We start from the raw sequence: 14,174 nt of genomic DNA, 5'->3' as shown, positions 1-14,174 counted from the left end.
TAGAAGGCGTAGAATCTAGAGGTGGAAACTACGATGTCCTCATGATATCTCCGAGAGTTCTCAAAAAATGTCCGAGACTTTTCAATTTATCTCTGAGTTTTTCCGAAAGTTTTCCGAGAGTTTTTCCAATATCTCTGAGATTTTTAGCTATATCTCCTAGTGGTAGAGAGTTACTTGCAGGAGTGAGCAAATGACTTCGACCATCAGCCTGTTAGACTTTTTGTTACTTCGTCACAATAAGGGCACCAACATTAGATGTTCAGTCTTGTGCCCTGTACATTTACCTCAATAAACTTAGAATAATTTCCCATATCAATATGGCAGAAACAACCACACTTCTCGAAAAACTCGATGCCCTCGTAGCTCGTTTCGAAGAAGTTTCTACCCTCATCACAGACCCAGCTGTCATAGCCGACCAACAACGCTATGTCCGCCTCACCAAAGAGTATAAGGATCTTGAAGAACTCATGAATGCTCGTCAGGAATATGCCAATCTTCTTGGCAATCTCGCTGAGAGTAAGAGTATTCTTATGACGGAAGATGATGCGGAAATGAAAGAGATGGCTAGAGAAGAAGTAGCCGTTTGCGAAGAGCGCATTCCGACATTGGAAGAAGAAATCAAACTCATGCTTGTACCCAAAGATCCTGAGGATGCAAAGAATGCGATACTTGAGATTCGTGGTGGCACAGGTGGTGATGAAGCAGCCTTGTTTGCTGGTGACCTCTTCCGTATGTACACCAAGTATTGTGAAACTAAAGGGTGGAAGCTCGAGGTTTCCAGTTTCTCTGAGGGTGCAGCTGGAGGATATAAAGAAATAGTGTGCTCTGTGACTGGAGCTGATGTCTATGGCACGCTGAAATATGAAAGTGGTGTGCATCGTGTGCAGCGCGTGCCAGCCACAGAGACTCAAGGGCGTGTACACACTTCTGCAGCTACTGTGGCTGTGCTTCCCGAAGCAGAAGCCTTCGATGTGGTGATCAACGAAGGTGAAATCAAATGGGATACGTTCCGCTCATCAGGAGCAGGCGGCCAGAACGTCAATAAGGTAGAGTCGGGAGTACGCTTGCGTTACAATTGGAAGAATCCAAACACAGGCGTAGTAGAAGAGATTCTCATCGAATGTACCGAAACACGCGACCAGCCTAAGAATAAGGAGCGTGCTCTCGCTCGCTTGCGTACATTCATTTACGACAAGGAGCATCAGAAGTATGTAGATGACATTGCTTCTCGTCGTAAAACGTTGGTTTCAACGGGCGACCGTTCGGCAAAGATTCGTACTTACAACTATCCACAAGGACGTATCACCGACCACCGTATCAACTATACCATCTACAATCTCTCTGCCTTTATGGATGGTGATGTGCAAGATTGCATCGACCACCTCATTGTGGCAGAAAATGCAGAAAGATTAAAGGAGAGTGAACTGTAACATTCATTCTCCAGAATACTAATATCAACAAGAACTAAACGAAATGAAAAAAGCAATTCTAGGTGTTCTTGCCATCGTAGCTTTGATGGCTCCACAGCGTTCTCAAGCTCAAGTGAGTGATCTCAGTGTAATTGTGAGTCCCACTTCAGGTTATACATTTTGGAACAATCAGCTTAATGTTGGTAATTCCGCTTTTTATGGTGCGCGTGTAGGCTTTGGCTTCGGACCCATCCTTGAAATCCGTGGTAACTATGAGCGTAGTTTCGACCTCAAAGGCAAATTGCAAGGTACAGGTTGGAACGTAGCTAATGAGTTTGCTGGCAAACTCGAAAACTCTAAGATTACTTACGAGCGTATCGGTGGTGATCTCAAACTCAATCTTTGGAACAACGCCCGTTTCACTCCCTATGTAGTTGGTGGTGCTGGTGTGCTCAAGTTTCATTACGATGATGTGGTGAATGCTGGTCGTCGTGTACACGAAGAGCAACTTTATGGAAATATAGGTGCAGGTTTGAAAATCAATATTGTGCCTCGCGTAGCTTTCTCTCTCGAAGCGCGAAATCTTTTCTTCAATGCAGCTCCTAGTAGCCAATATGTGGTGGCTGGAACAGACAATACCCTGCAAAACTGGAGTGCTTTGGCTTCTCTAGATTTCTATTTAGGTGGTGCCCCTGCTGCCAAGGATGAGGTGAGCCGAGCTTATCGCCAAACTTTCAGCGGTGGCTTCCGTGGCTTGCGTTTGGTCGTTGAGCCTTCTGCTGCATATCTCAACTTCCGCGAAAATTCAAGTTTTGGAGATACATGGTTGGCAGGACTTTCTGCAGGAGTTGACTTTACTACTCTTGTAGGTCTCCGTGCTTTCTACTACCGCGCTACTGATAAGCCCGATGGACTCAGCACCAAATTAGATGGAGGACTCTCTATTTATGGTGCAAATCTCTTGACTCGTCTCAATGTACCTCGTGGCGTTACGCCATACCTTTCTTTGGGTGCTGGATATCTCAACGTAGATGATAAGTATTCAGATAAAGATGCTCGTTTTGTTAACGCCAAGAGCGGCTGGTTTGCTCTTGGTGGTGGTGGATTAGAAGTGCCCTTGCATCGCATGGTGAGTGCTTTTGGTTCTGCCGAGGCCCTGCTTATGGAGCAAGATAATCCCAAACTTACAGAGGCTGCTAATCCTTCTTCTATCAATGTGAACTGGATGTATCGTCTAGGTCTTCGTTTCAATCTTGGACTTAAGGCAAAGAACGGTACTGCTGCTTATCAAAAGTTGATACAAGCAGAGCACGATAGAATGTTGGCAAAGGAGAAGTTGCAGCAAATGGCAGCCGACAAGGATTCAAAGGTTCGTGTAGACACAGCTGTTGTGCTTCGTGACGATGTGAAAACCCGCACTGCCGTTGCAGTAGACACCGCTGATGTTGTTATTGATGCCACGCCTCTTGTGCCTGCTACTGTGAAGACTTCTGTACCTTTGCAGACCACTGGCAATGTGATTCTGCTCAATGAAGAACAACTTGCACGCATTGTGCAACGTGTACTCCAAGCTACCCAGCAAACTCCAGTGCAGCAGAGTAATTCTTTCAGCACAATGTCAGACTTCGATAAGATATTGCTTATCATGGCATTGCGAAATAATCAAGTGCCTCAGCAGGTATTGCCACAATACTACACCATGCCACAGGCTGGCACTGTTTTGAAGAACGGACAACAAAGCAACAATCAACAGCAGATTCAGCAACTGCAACGACAAATTCAGCAGCTTCAACAGCAGTTGCTTCAGAATAAGTCAGAGCAAAAAGCAGTTAATAAGGCTGCAAATCCAGTTGTTCAACCCGCTCAGTCGGCTACTGTGCGAGCTTCACAGCCCAAAGCAGCATCAGCCAAAGGAGCCTCAACTTCCTCTGCTAGTTCTGCACAATAATTAGTCCAAGGTATTATTTCTCATAATCTCATGTTTATGAAAAGAATTATTAGTTTTTGCCTTTGGAACATCCTCGTGTTACTACCGCTCATGCCACATACGGCTTCTGCAGCTCCTACGGGAGTTGCAGAGAGCAGAGTGGTGGCTGCTAGCGACACCTTGATTGCTGTTGATGAAAATCAATTGGTGGCTGCTCTCATCACTATGGTAAAGCAGCAACAGCAGATGAAAGAGCAGCGCAATCGAGACACAAAAGATTGGTTGCGCACGTGGTTGATGGTAGAAGCATTTGGCTCGCCTGTCAACCATGAAGTTACTCCATCAGCTTCTGTTTCAGCTTTGTCTGCACGTTTGGCAAAATTAGAACAGATGGTGCAACAATTACTCGCTCAACAACATTTGGTCGTGCAACAGCGCAACACGCAACAAGAGATTTCTCCAGCTTTGCAACAAGTGCTTAATGAGCAAGCCTTTATATTGCGACAGTTGCAACAGCAACGTCCACAGAAGCAACGTCAGATATCAACTTTTATCCCCGTGCCACTGCCAGTCAATGCTACGCGTGATGATAGTTTAGCTCATCAACTTCGACTTTTGGAAGCGCAGTTAAAGCAATTACAAAGCACTGATACATCTGTTGTTCAAATCAACACACCAGAGATGAAGCGAGTGACTCCAACTTTCTCTCTGGAGAGTCATAACAGTTTATTGCCTGTAAATGACTCTTTGATAGGTCAATGGGTGGGTGATAGTCCAACATTAGCAATTGTTCCTGCTGACTTCGAGCGTTCTTTGTTCTTCAGTTTGAGCAGCGCACATTTGGGTGCCGATGCAAAACAAAAAATTGCGGAAACTCTGCAATTTCTTACTGAGTTTCCGCAAACACGCATTGTGCTGAGAGGATATGCTTCGCCAGAAGGTAATCGTCAATACAATATTCGACTCGCGCAAAAGCGACAACAAGTTGTACAACGCTATTTATTACAGCAAGGTGTAGACTCCCGTCGCATCGTCCTTGCTGATTGTGGTGTCAATCACTCTGCTGTCGGTGCGCAAGTCGCCAGAAGAGTCGACATCTCTTTGGAAAAGTAAATTCAAATTCTTGTTTATCGCCTATCTATGCCTTGTGCATAGATGGGTGATTTTGCATATAATTTTCTAGTCTCCTACATGATTATGCAGATACAACCTTTGCTACTCAAATACTTGCCCCTTTTCATAAGTCAAAATGACACTACGAAAGAAGTCGTTTCAGGCATGACTCAGCCCATTCATATTAATGAGCACAAATTTCTTACCATGCTTGAAGGGTGGAAGGATGGACTCATCAATTTTGGTATCCGCGTGCTACTTGCCATTGTCTTCTTTTTCATAGCACGATGGGTCATCAATGCCATCATCAGAGTGTTGAAAGGTATCATGGATCGCCGTAATTTAACTGGCGTAGCCGTCTCGCTTATCAACTCCATTGTCATAGCACTGCTCTACATCGCCGTAGGTATTGCAGTCATCAGCATTTTAGGCGTGAAAAGCGTTAGTCTAGCTGCTGTACTTGCCTCTATGGGTTTGGCAGTCGGCATGGCATTGAGTGGGCAGTTGCAGAACCTTGCTGGTGGTGTTATCATCGTTGTCACCAAACCCTTTGCAATAGGAGACTTCATCCAAGCGCAGAATGTAGAAGGCACTGTAAAAAGCGTGAGTCTTTTCCACACAGTTATCACCACCATCGAGAACAAGGTCATCTTCATTCCCAATGGTGCGTTGAGCAGTGGTGTCATCATCAATCCTACAGCCCAAGACACCCGTCGTTTGCAATGGACCTTCGGCATTGACTACGATAGCGATGTGGATAAAGCACTCGTGATTCTTCGCGAACTTTTGGAAGCAGATGAACGCGTGTTGAAAGAAAATGAACTTTACATTGGAGTTTCTGCACTCAATGCTAGTAGTGTAGACATTCTTGTTCGTGCGTGGGTGAATGTTTCAGATGTCCTTGCAGTGACTCATGGCTTCAATCTCACCGTTTTCCATGCCTTTAATGAAGCGGGTATTTCCTTCCCCTTCCCACAGATTACGGTAAGCCACCGGAAAGAATAGCTGTTTTTACAGGGTGTAATTACGCTCTATCTTGCGGTTCTTTTATCCCCTTGCATAAAACTAGAGGAACTCTTGCATACGCCCTCAAAAAATGGTAAATTTGCGGTGAACTTTTTGGCTAAAATCATGATGTTCTAGCCATCATCCACATTCATCGCTAGCGTAAGTACCAGAGATATCACTGTGTATTTCTTGTTTCATTTGTCCACTCATGTCATTTTCACGCTCATTTCTTCATTGCTTCCTCTCTACGCTTGTTCGCCCTTTGCAGCGGCAACGAGTGTTGGTCGGAACTCTGCTGATGTTGTTCTTGAGCAATGCGTGGATTACTGAGCGTCCCAGCCATGATTATGGATATTATGGTCTTGTTGCCTCGTTTGACATTTATCTGCTTGCTGCTTTGTTGGAGCTATTGTCTCTGATGACCAAGTCAGGAAAGAGGTACACTATGTCTCGTTTTGTGAAATGCTTTGTCTATCTATCTGCATATATACTATGGAGTGTAGAGATTTTCTTATTTGAGCGTTTCCATCTTTGCATTTCTCCCACCGTTGTACATCTTTTGCTAGAAACCTCTCCCGCTGAATCTAGTGAGTTTGTGGAGGGATTGCTGTCCAACGAAGTCTTTTGGAAGGTCTTTATTACAACGCTTTCTCTCGCTTCAATGAGTCTGATATTCGAGTTTTGGCACCACATCCCCTTTCGCATATTGTGCCAGAGGTTCAGGCCGAGAGGGAGTAGAAACTTGCGAAAGATAATACGGAAATTTGGTCTATGGTGCAAGGTTAGTAAGAGTAAGGCTTCCGAGATAGAAAGAGAAGATTCCAGTGGAGATTGCGACAATAAGGTGCAAGAGAGTAGGCTGGCTCTCCCTTTGTGGACAAACCTCTTCTTCGCTTGTTTTTCCGTATTCTTGTGTAGTGCTGGGATCGTATGGATGAATCATCAGTTCAAGATGCTACAATTCATCTCTAATAGCCAGACTGAACATGCAGAGTCTGTTGCGGAATCGGAATTCTTTACCCCCTATTATCGCAGCGTTCAAGCCCTTCATCTCGTGCGTATGGCAGCACATGAAACAGAGGCTTTGAAACTACGTATGCAACATCTGCCCGTGTTGAAAGTGGCAGAAAAGAGTTGTCCCAACATTGTGGTGATTATCGGCGAAAGTTACAACAAACACCATGCTGCGCTCTATCGGTATGGCTTGCCTACAACACCGCGACTCAGTGAGCGGGCAAAGCGTGGGGAACTGATAGTCTTCGATGATGTCATTTCTCCGTGGAACATCACAAGCAATGCCTTTCGAGCCTTCCTCTCCACTCAAAGTGCCGATGAAGGAGGCAGATGGACGGAAGGCGTCCTCTTTCCAGCCTTGTTCAAGCGAGCAGGATTCAAAGTCGCCTTCCTCTCCAATCAGTTCTTCCATACCGTATCGCAGGGAAGCATCGATTTTAATGGTTCCTTCTTCTTGAATGATGCACAAATGGAGAACCTCTGTTTTGACCATCGCAATGCCTTTCGCAGCAAGAATGATGGCACTATCCTAAGTTTGTTGAAAAGCTTCACACCTGGCGAGCGCAATCTCTATCTGTTTCACCTTTGGGGGCAGCACATGGAATACGATCATCGCTATCCCTCCGATCAAACTACCTTCACCCATCACGATATTCCTCGACCTGATTTGTCAAAATCTCAACGAGAAACTGTGGCACACTATGACAATGCTACCCGCTGGAATGATGAAGTGGTAGATCGCATTTTGCGGAATTTTGCGAATGAAGATGCCGTAGTGGTCTATTTTTCAGATCATGGAGAAGAAGTTTATGATGGCAGCATCAAACTTTATGGTCGCATCCACGATGAGCAGCCCTCAGCCGAGGTCATACGTCATGAATACGAAGTCCCTTTCATGATTTGGGGAAGTCGAAAGTTTCGTCGTTTGCACCCCGAACTCTTCGAGCGCATTCAGACTGCCCAACATCATCCCTTCTCTCACGATGATTTGCCCCATCTCCTCTTAGGACTTGCAGGTATCAAGACCTCTCATTATAAAGCCCATCGCGACCCACTTTCACCCAAATTTCGTCCCCAACGTCGATTGTTGCGAGGAAATATCAATTATGACGAAGTGATGCGTAGCTCTCGTCCCTAAGACATCAGCTTTTGTGGTCTATCTCTTTCTGCTGTGACGAATCTTCTTATTCCACTATGCTCACCAAATCCGATAATCATTTACTCAAGGGCATCGCCATCTTGAGCATCATGTTGCACAATCTGTTGCATCTCTTACCAGGTGCCGTAGCAGAGAACGAGTTCACGTTTTCCCCTCGCAACATCCAGCGTGTGCTCTTTGAGTTTCACCACAGCCAAGATGTGTGGCGCATGATAGCTTCGGTCTTTTCCCATTTCGGACATTACGGAGTGTCCATCTTCCTCTTCCTCAGTGGTTATGGTTTGGTGATGAAGTATGAGAAGAGTCTAACGCAAGTCCCCTCGACACTTCTTTTTCTGTGGCAACACATGAAGAAATTGTGGGGGCTCATGATTCCGGGTTTCGTGGTTGCCCTTTTCTTTTTGATAGATTGGCACACGTTCACCCTTAGTTTCGGAAAGAGCAATCCCTGGCTCACCCTCGCTTTCTTGGGCAACTTTTTCGAGTTCGACACGCTGCTCTATGGTCCTTGGTGGTTCTTCTCCCTGATGTTGCAATTCTATCTCCTTTATCGTTGTGTTTTCTATAGATGGAAAAGTGCTATTCCTTTGTGGAGCATCGTAGGATTGAGTCTCCTAGCCATGTGGTTAGCCAACGAATCCAACATTCACTTGGAAATTAGCAACAGTTCGTTGCTGCGTTATCTTCGTGTTTCTGCCCTTGGTCATCTCCTTCCCTTTGCTTTGGGTATAAGCGCAGCGCGATGGGGTGGGGCAGCCACAATGACGAAATGGAAAAGTAAACTTTCCCCCATCTTGCAGCAGGGACTAGCCCTATTGACGAGCCTTCTCGGGTTGGTGTTACTTTATTGCTCAGCTTTCCATTTCACCTTCTGGCTCTTTTCTCCCCTCTTTGCCATCATGGCGGTAGTGCCGTGGGTATCTTTACTCAGTCATCCCTCATTTCGCATGGGGTGGGAGCATTGGGGCATCTATTCTTCCGCACTCTTTGTCTATCATCCCATCATTCGTGCTGAGATTTTACCTCGTGCCTCGCAAGCCGCAGAGCGAAATGATGTTGCCACCCTCGGTTGGAGCATCGCCCTCTTCATAACGCTAGCCTATATCTTAGCGCGTGCCGATCGAAATGTACGCAGTTGGTGGAAACAGTGGCAGCAATCTCGATCCAGCACCCCTCATACTCCTTTCTAGGAAGGTATCAAAAGCAATCCTAATAAGGTTTCAACGCAATCACCAACACATTTAAACTCTGCATTATGCTCACTCACGAACAACGACAAGATATCAAGCAAGCCATTGACGTGATGCACCAAGGTGGCGTCATTCTCTATCCCACCGACACCATTTGGGGCTTGGGTTGTGATGCCACTAATCCAGAAGCAGTGGCTAAAATTTACGCAATCAAACGTCGCGAAGATGCAAAAGCCCTTATCAGTTTGGTGGATAGTGAAGCCAAAGTTGACTTCTATGTACCCGATGTGCCCGAAGTTGCTTGGCAACTGCTGGAGTGTGCCACTCGCCCTCTCACCATCATCTATGACAATGTGCGCCATCTAGCTCCCAATCTTCTCGCAGAAGATGGCAGTGCAGCCTTGCGCATCACCCAAGAAGAGTTTAGCAAAGAGCTCTGCATGCGCATGAAGCGCGCGGTCGTCAGCACTTCTGCCAACATCAGTGGAGAAGCTGCCCCCCGTTGCTTTGCCGACATCTCTCCCGAAATCCTTGCTGCGGTCGACTACGTCTGCACCTCCCGTCGTGATGAACCCGACAATGGTGCGGCATCGTCTATCATCAAACTCACGGCATCTTCGGAGGTCACTGTCATCCGTCCTTAACCCATACTACGATATAGAGAGAAGAGTATACGTCTACCCTCTAAGGTCTACTCTCTAACGTCTAAAACGGGTCTGCGCCCCTCTAACGTCTAATCTCTAACGTCTAACGTCTACAATGCCTCTTTCTCCCAAAGAATTTTTTGAAAACACCAAAGAGAGCATCACTGCGCTTCCCACGCCGGCGCATCTACGCATGCCCCAGTGGTTAAAGAAGCTCACCAATGGTAGCATCACCCACAAGCAATTCATCCTTATTCTAAGTTTCTTAGTAGGAGTAGCTTCGGGATTGGCCGCCAATTTGCTCAAATGGTTTGTACACTTTGTGGAACATTGGCTCACCCACAACTTTGATGTCGATCGTTCCAATGCCCTCTATCTCATCTATCCTGTAGTCGGCATCTTTATCTCCGCACTCTTCATCAAGTTTATAGTGCGTGACAACATCGGGCATGGTATCACCAAAATTCTCTATGCCATCTCGCGCAACCAAGGGCACATTCGTTCGCACAACATGTGGTCGTCTATTGTCGCTTCCGGCATCACCATCGGATTTGGTGGATCTGTTGGAGCCGAATCGCCGGTTGTACTCACAGGCTCAGCCATTGGCAGCCGCATAGGTCGTTGGTTTCACCAAGATCACCGCACTTTGATGTTGCTTGTCGGCTGTGGAGCAGCAGGCGCCATCGCCGGCATTTACAAAGCCCCCATCACAGGACTCGTGTTCACCATCGAAGTGTTGATGATCGACCTCACCATGTGGTCGCTCGTCCCCTTGCTCATCTCCTGCACCACGGCCGCCTGCATCAGCTATTTCCTTTCGGGCAATGCCACCATGTTTCATTTCGATCTCAACGATCCCTTTGTCGTGGAACGCGTGCCCAGTACCATCTTGCTCGGTCTGGTTTGCGGTTTCGTAGCCCTTTATTTCACGCGCTCCATGAATGCCTTTGAGCAAATCTTTGCCAAATGCAAAAACATGATGGTACGTTTCGCCCTTGGGGCATCGGTGTTAGCAGCCCTCATCTTCCTCTTCCCACCGCTCTATGGTGAAGGCTATTCCACAATTTCTACCTTGCTCAATAGTCACGGAGTGAGCGATGCCTCGTCTGTGATGAACAACTCGCTCTTCTATGGACACGACCAGTATTTGCTCGTCTTCCTCGCGCTCGTGGCTTTGGTGAAAGTCTTTGCTTCCACAGCCACCACGGGGGGAGGCGGTTGCGGTGGTACGTTTGCGCCCTCCATCTTCCTCGGGGGAGTCACAGGCTTCGTCTTTGCTGGAGTGTGGAATCTTGTACAGCCCTTTGGCATCGTGCTTCCCACCACCAACGCCACCCTTTATGGCATGGCTGCAGTGATGAGTGCTGTGTTCCATGCTCCTCTCACTGGCATCTTTCTCATTGCAGAACTCACTGGCGGTTATCAACTCCTCGTGCCGCTGATGATTGTCTCTTCAGTGAGCTATAGCCTCGTGCGCAGCATCGAACCCCACAGTATCTATGCCATGCGTTTGGCACGTCGTGGACAACTCCTTTCCCACCACAAAGACCAGGCGGTCATTGCCTTGATGAATCTCGATGACGTCATCGACAAAACGCGTCCAGTGCTTAACCCCGACATCTCTCTCGGTGAGATGCTGCAAATCGTTTCTTCTAGTAAACGTCTCCATTTCGCTGTCTGTAGTCCTGATAGAACTTTATTGGGGCAAATCAATCTCAACAACATTCGCCATATCATCTTTCGAAGCGAACTCTACAAGACCTTCACCGTCCGTGGGCTCATGTCGCAGCCTTCAGCCACGCTGCGCACTGATGATGGTATGTTAGCCATTATGGACAAATTCCAAGTCGATGATGCAGGCACACTCCCCGTGGTCAACACTGAAAACCGCTTTGTGGGCTATGTGAGCCGCTCTGAACTTTACAGTGCTTATCGTGAAATCATGAAAGATTTCTCTGAAGAATAAGCTATAACGCACAAACTTTGCAATGAAATATCAGCAAGAAAGCATAAAGCCTTACTCCAACGAAGGAGCCAAGGGCGAACAGGTGGAACGTATGTTCGACCAAATCGCACATTCCTACGATTTTCTCAATCACACCCTCTCGCTGGGCATCGACCGTTCATGGCGCAAGGCAGCTATCGACTCTTTGAAGCCCTACGCTCCGCAGCGCATCCTCGATGTAGCCACTGGCACAGGCGATTTCGCCCTAATGGCCGTGGATCGTCTGCATCCACAATCACTCATTGGGGCTGACCTCTCAGAAGGAATGCTCAGTGTAGGTCGTGAGAAGGTGGAGCGCGCCGGAAAGTCCGACATCATCACGCTACAAAAGGAAGACTGCATGGCACTTTCTTTCGATGATAACACTTTCGATGCCGTCACTGTGGCTTATGGTGTTCGCAATTTTGAAGACCTCGACCGAGGACTTCGCGAGATGCTCCGTGTGCTCAAACCAGGCGGACGACTCGTCATCATAGAACTCACCAGTCCAGTTCGCTTCCCCATGAAACAACTCTTCTGGCTCTATGCCCATGTGTGGATGCCCATCGTGGGAAAACTCGTTTCACGCGACAGCCGAGCCTATTCTTATCTGCCTGCTACGATGGAAGCTTTCCCTCAAGGCGAAGTGATGCAAGGCATCATCGAAAAAGCGGGTTTCCAATCGGTGAAATTCCGCCGTTTCACTTTCGGACTCTCCACGCTCTACACAGCTGAAAAATAAGAATGTAAAGGCTTGTTATGGGGCACTTGCTTTCCTCTTCTTCCCAAGGTGCTGCCTTTGTCGATGTATATGGGCTTATCGGCTTTCCGCTCAGGCATAGTTTTTCTGCAAAATACTTTGCGGAAAAGTTTGCATGCGAAAATATTGAGGCTACTTATGAGAACTTTGAAATGGAGCAACTGCCCGATTTGCACCAGTGGGCAATGACACAACCCCATTTGCGTGGGTTCAATGTAACTATCCCTCACAAGCAAACAATCATTGCGCAACTCAATGCTTTGTCGCCTGCTGCTACTGAGATAGGAGCCGTCAATGTGGTGCGTATAGTCCGCAGTGCTGATGGAGAAGTGCGACTATTGGGCGATAATTCCGATTGGGTCGGATTCACAGAGAGTTTGCGCCTCTTGCTTCGTCCCGACATCCAGCGCGCCCTTGTGTTGGGCACTGGTGGAGCATCTCGAGCTGTCGTTGTTGCGCTCCGAAAGTTGGGTATTCATCCCACTTATGTGAGTCGCCACCCTCTGCCCCAAGGTGTGGAAGTAGGTGGAGCTGTAGTGCCAGTGCTTACTTACGATGCTCTCACGCCCGAAGTGATGAAAGCGCATTCTCTAGTGATCAATACCACTCCGCTAGGCATGCACCCCAAAGTGGAGGAAGCTCCAGGCATCCCTTATACCTTGCTCACGTCAGCCCATGTGCTGTACGATTTAGTCTACAATCCCCTCGAAACGCGCTTCATGCAGTTGGGCAAAGCGCAAGATACAGTCGTGAAAAACGGACTTGAAATGTTGCACCTTCAGGCAGAAGCCGCTTGGGAGGCATGGCACACGCTTGCGCTCTAGAGAGGCTTTCAGCAAATGGCATATTCCCCAACAATAATCCGACTCGGCTGTGGTAAAATCTGTTTTGCCACAGCCGATTGGGTATTATTCCAAATCGGTCATTAGACCGTTGTAGTCATTATTTACGGACGAGGAATCCTCTCAACACTCCCCCCACTGCAACTCCGATGAGGGCAAAAAGTAGGGCAGAGATGAGTGAGTCCCGCGGAGTCGTCGAAGTGGCAGTGCGTTGTTGTTCTTGTCGATCTCTAGCATGAAACAAGGTATCGAGGTGTACCCGATGCAGCGTGTCATGCACGAAGTGCCAATGTTCGTGTGTTCGCTCTTTCACCATTTGATTCCCTTGCCAGTAAACACTATCGTGGAGAAAAATGCTATCGTGCTGTATGCGCCATTGTCGCACGGTATCACGTTGGCTGAGGCGCACGGTGTCGTGTAGCGTGGTTTGATGGTGAATTTCGCGCGTTGTTGTGCAGCTCATCAGGCAGAGATAGCCCATCGTGGTGAAGAGGAAAGAGAGAGTAATGAATAAACTTTTCATGTTTAGTGATTTAAGGATTTATATTTTACGGCCCATATCTGTGTGGCTTTTTTGTACTATTGCGGTGCTGACCGTGTGCCCGCTATAGATATATGGGTTAATAGAGTTGAAATATTGGGGTCTAACCCTGTAAAAGATGTATTTAAGTTTTGTGTAATCGTAAAAAACTTGTGACTTTTCGTGTTTTTCTCTGCTCTATTTGCGAATATGGCCAAGAGTGGCATATTCATTTTTGGTCAGTCTGGAGCCCTTTTGCGAGAATCGGAAATATGGGGTAATGCTGAATCTTGGTGTGATGACCCTTGTTTCTGATGAAATTAGTGCGTTTCTCGCCCACGCGCGTGACACGCGCGCATCCCCAGCACTTTTGACTTTTTGCTTTCACAACCTTCACCGATAGCCCCAATTTCGTACGATTTTGGGACTTTTTCTTGCCCCTCTCTTTTGTCCCTCTGCGTGCTCTCTTTCTCCTCTTTTAGGGTTCCTCAAAGGCATTTCATCGCTTGATTGTTAAATTTTGTCCGAAAATATAGCCTTATTCATTGTATGTCAGTTTATTACAGAGATTTTTGTGAAGGTTGTGAAAGCAAAAAGTGCAAAA

The 14,174-nt window shown here is 47.1% G+C and carries 11 protein-coding genes; 10 read left to right on the top strand and 1 reads right to left on the bottom strand.

Annotated elements, in window-relative coordinates; genetic code table 11:
* Positions 1 to 317: 317 nt before the first annotated feature.
* From prfA to HMPREF9999_RS04325, 10 genes are all read left to right on the top strand, one after another.
* The gene (gene prfA, locus HMPREF9999_RS04370) at positions 318 to 1,430 is read left to right on the top strand and encodes a peptide chain release factor 1 (protein WP_009437209.1); all 1,113 of its coding nucleotides are present in this window, start codon (positions 318 to 320) and stop codon (positions 1,428 to 1,430) included.
* Between the two features lie 43 nt (positions 1,431 to 1,473).
* Positions 1,474 to 3,357: an outer membrane beta-barrel protein gene (locus tag HMPREF9999_RS04365; RefSeq protein WP_009437208.1), complete on the top strand. Its 1,884-nt coding sequence runs from the start codon at positions 1,474 to 1,476 to the stop codon at positions 3,355 to 3,357.
* 36 nt (positions 3,358 to 3,393) lie between these two features.
* Positions 3,394 to 4,449 (top strand): OmpA family protein, encoded by a 1,056-nt coding sequence (locus HMPREF9999_RS04360; RefSeq protein ID WP_198144620.1) that lies wholly within the window; start codon positions 3,394 to 3,396, stop codon positions 4,447 to 4,449.
* A gap of 165 nt (positions 4,450 to 4,614) precedes the next feature.
* Positions 4,615 to 5,454, top strand: a complete 840-nt coding sequence (locus HMPREF9999_RS04355; protein ID WP_198144619.1) for a mechanosensitive ion channel family protein — start codon at positions 4,615 to 4,617, stop codon at positions 5,452 to 5,454.
* A gap of 955 nt (positions 5,455 to 6,409) precedes the next feature.
* Entirely contained in the window at positions 6,410 to 7,609 is a 1,200-nt protein-coding gene (locus HMPREF9999_RS10585) for a phosphoethanolamine transferase (protein WP_198144618.1), read from the top strand.
* Positions 7,610 to 7,665: 56 nt separating this feature from the next.
* Entirely contained in the window at positions 7,666 to 8,820 is a 1,155-nt protein-coding gene (locus HMPREF9999_RS04345) for an acyltransferase family protein (RefSeq protein ID WP_009437204.1), read from the top strand.
* 65 nt (positions 8,821 to 8,885) lie between these two features.
* Positions 8,886 to 9,464, top strand: coding sequence for an L-threonylcarbamoyladenylate synthase (locus HMPREF9999_RS04340; protein WP_009437203.1), 579 nt, complete (start codon positions 8,886 to 8,888; stop codon positions 9,462 to 9,464).
* A gap of 193 nt (positions 9,465 to 9,657) precedes the next feature.
* The gene (locus HMPREF9999_RS04335; protein WP_044063153.1) at positions 9,658 to 11,430 is read left to right on the top strand and encodes a chloride channel protein; all 1,773 of its coding nucleotides are present in this window, start codon (positions 9,658 to 9,660) and stop codon (positions 11,428 to 11,430) included.
* A 22-nt stretch (positions 11,431 to 11,452) separates the two neighbouring features.
* Complete coding sequence (ubiE, locus tag HMPREF9999_RS04330) at positions 11,453 to 12,190, top strand: bifunctional demethylmenaquinone methyltransferase/2-methoxy-6-polyprenyl-1,4-benzoquinol methylase UbiE (RefSeq protein ID WP_009437201.1); 738 nt, start codon at positions 11,453 to 11,455, stop codon at positions 12,188 to 12,190.
* Positions 12,191 to 12,207: 17 nt separating this feature from the next.
* Positions 12,208 to 13,032 carry a shikimate dehydrogenase family protein gene (locus HMPREF9999_RS04325; RefSeq protein ID WP_009437200.1) on the top strand — a complete coding sequence of 275 codons (825 nt, stop codon included), beginning with the start codon at positions 12,208 to 12,210 and terminating at the stop codon, positions 13,030 to 13,032.
* Positions 13,033 to 13,150: 118 nt separating this feature from the next.
* On the opposite strand, the gene HMPREF9999_RS04320 is transcribed toward HMPREF9999_RS04325, so the two are convergent.
* A complete protein-coding gene (locus HMPREF9999_RS04320) occupies positions 13,151 to 13,573 on the bottom strand; it encodes a hypothetical protein (protein WP_009437199.1) in 423 nt (140 codons plus the stop codon).
* Positions 13,574 to 14,174: the final 601 nt, after the last annotated feature.

Source organism: Alloprevotella sp. oral taxon 473 str. F0040, from assembly GCF_000318095.2.
In the GTDB taxonomy this organism is placed as follows: domain Bacteria; phylum Bacteroidota; class Bacteroidia; order Bacteroidales; family Bacteroidaceae; genus Alloprevotella.
Note: the sequence above shows the minus strand (reverse complement) of the source record. Positions and strands in the feature narration are given on the sequence as shown.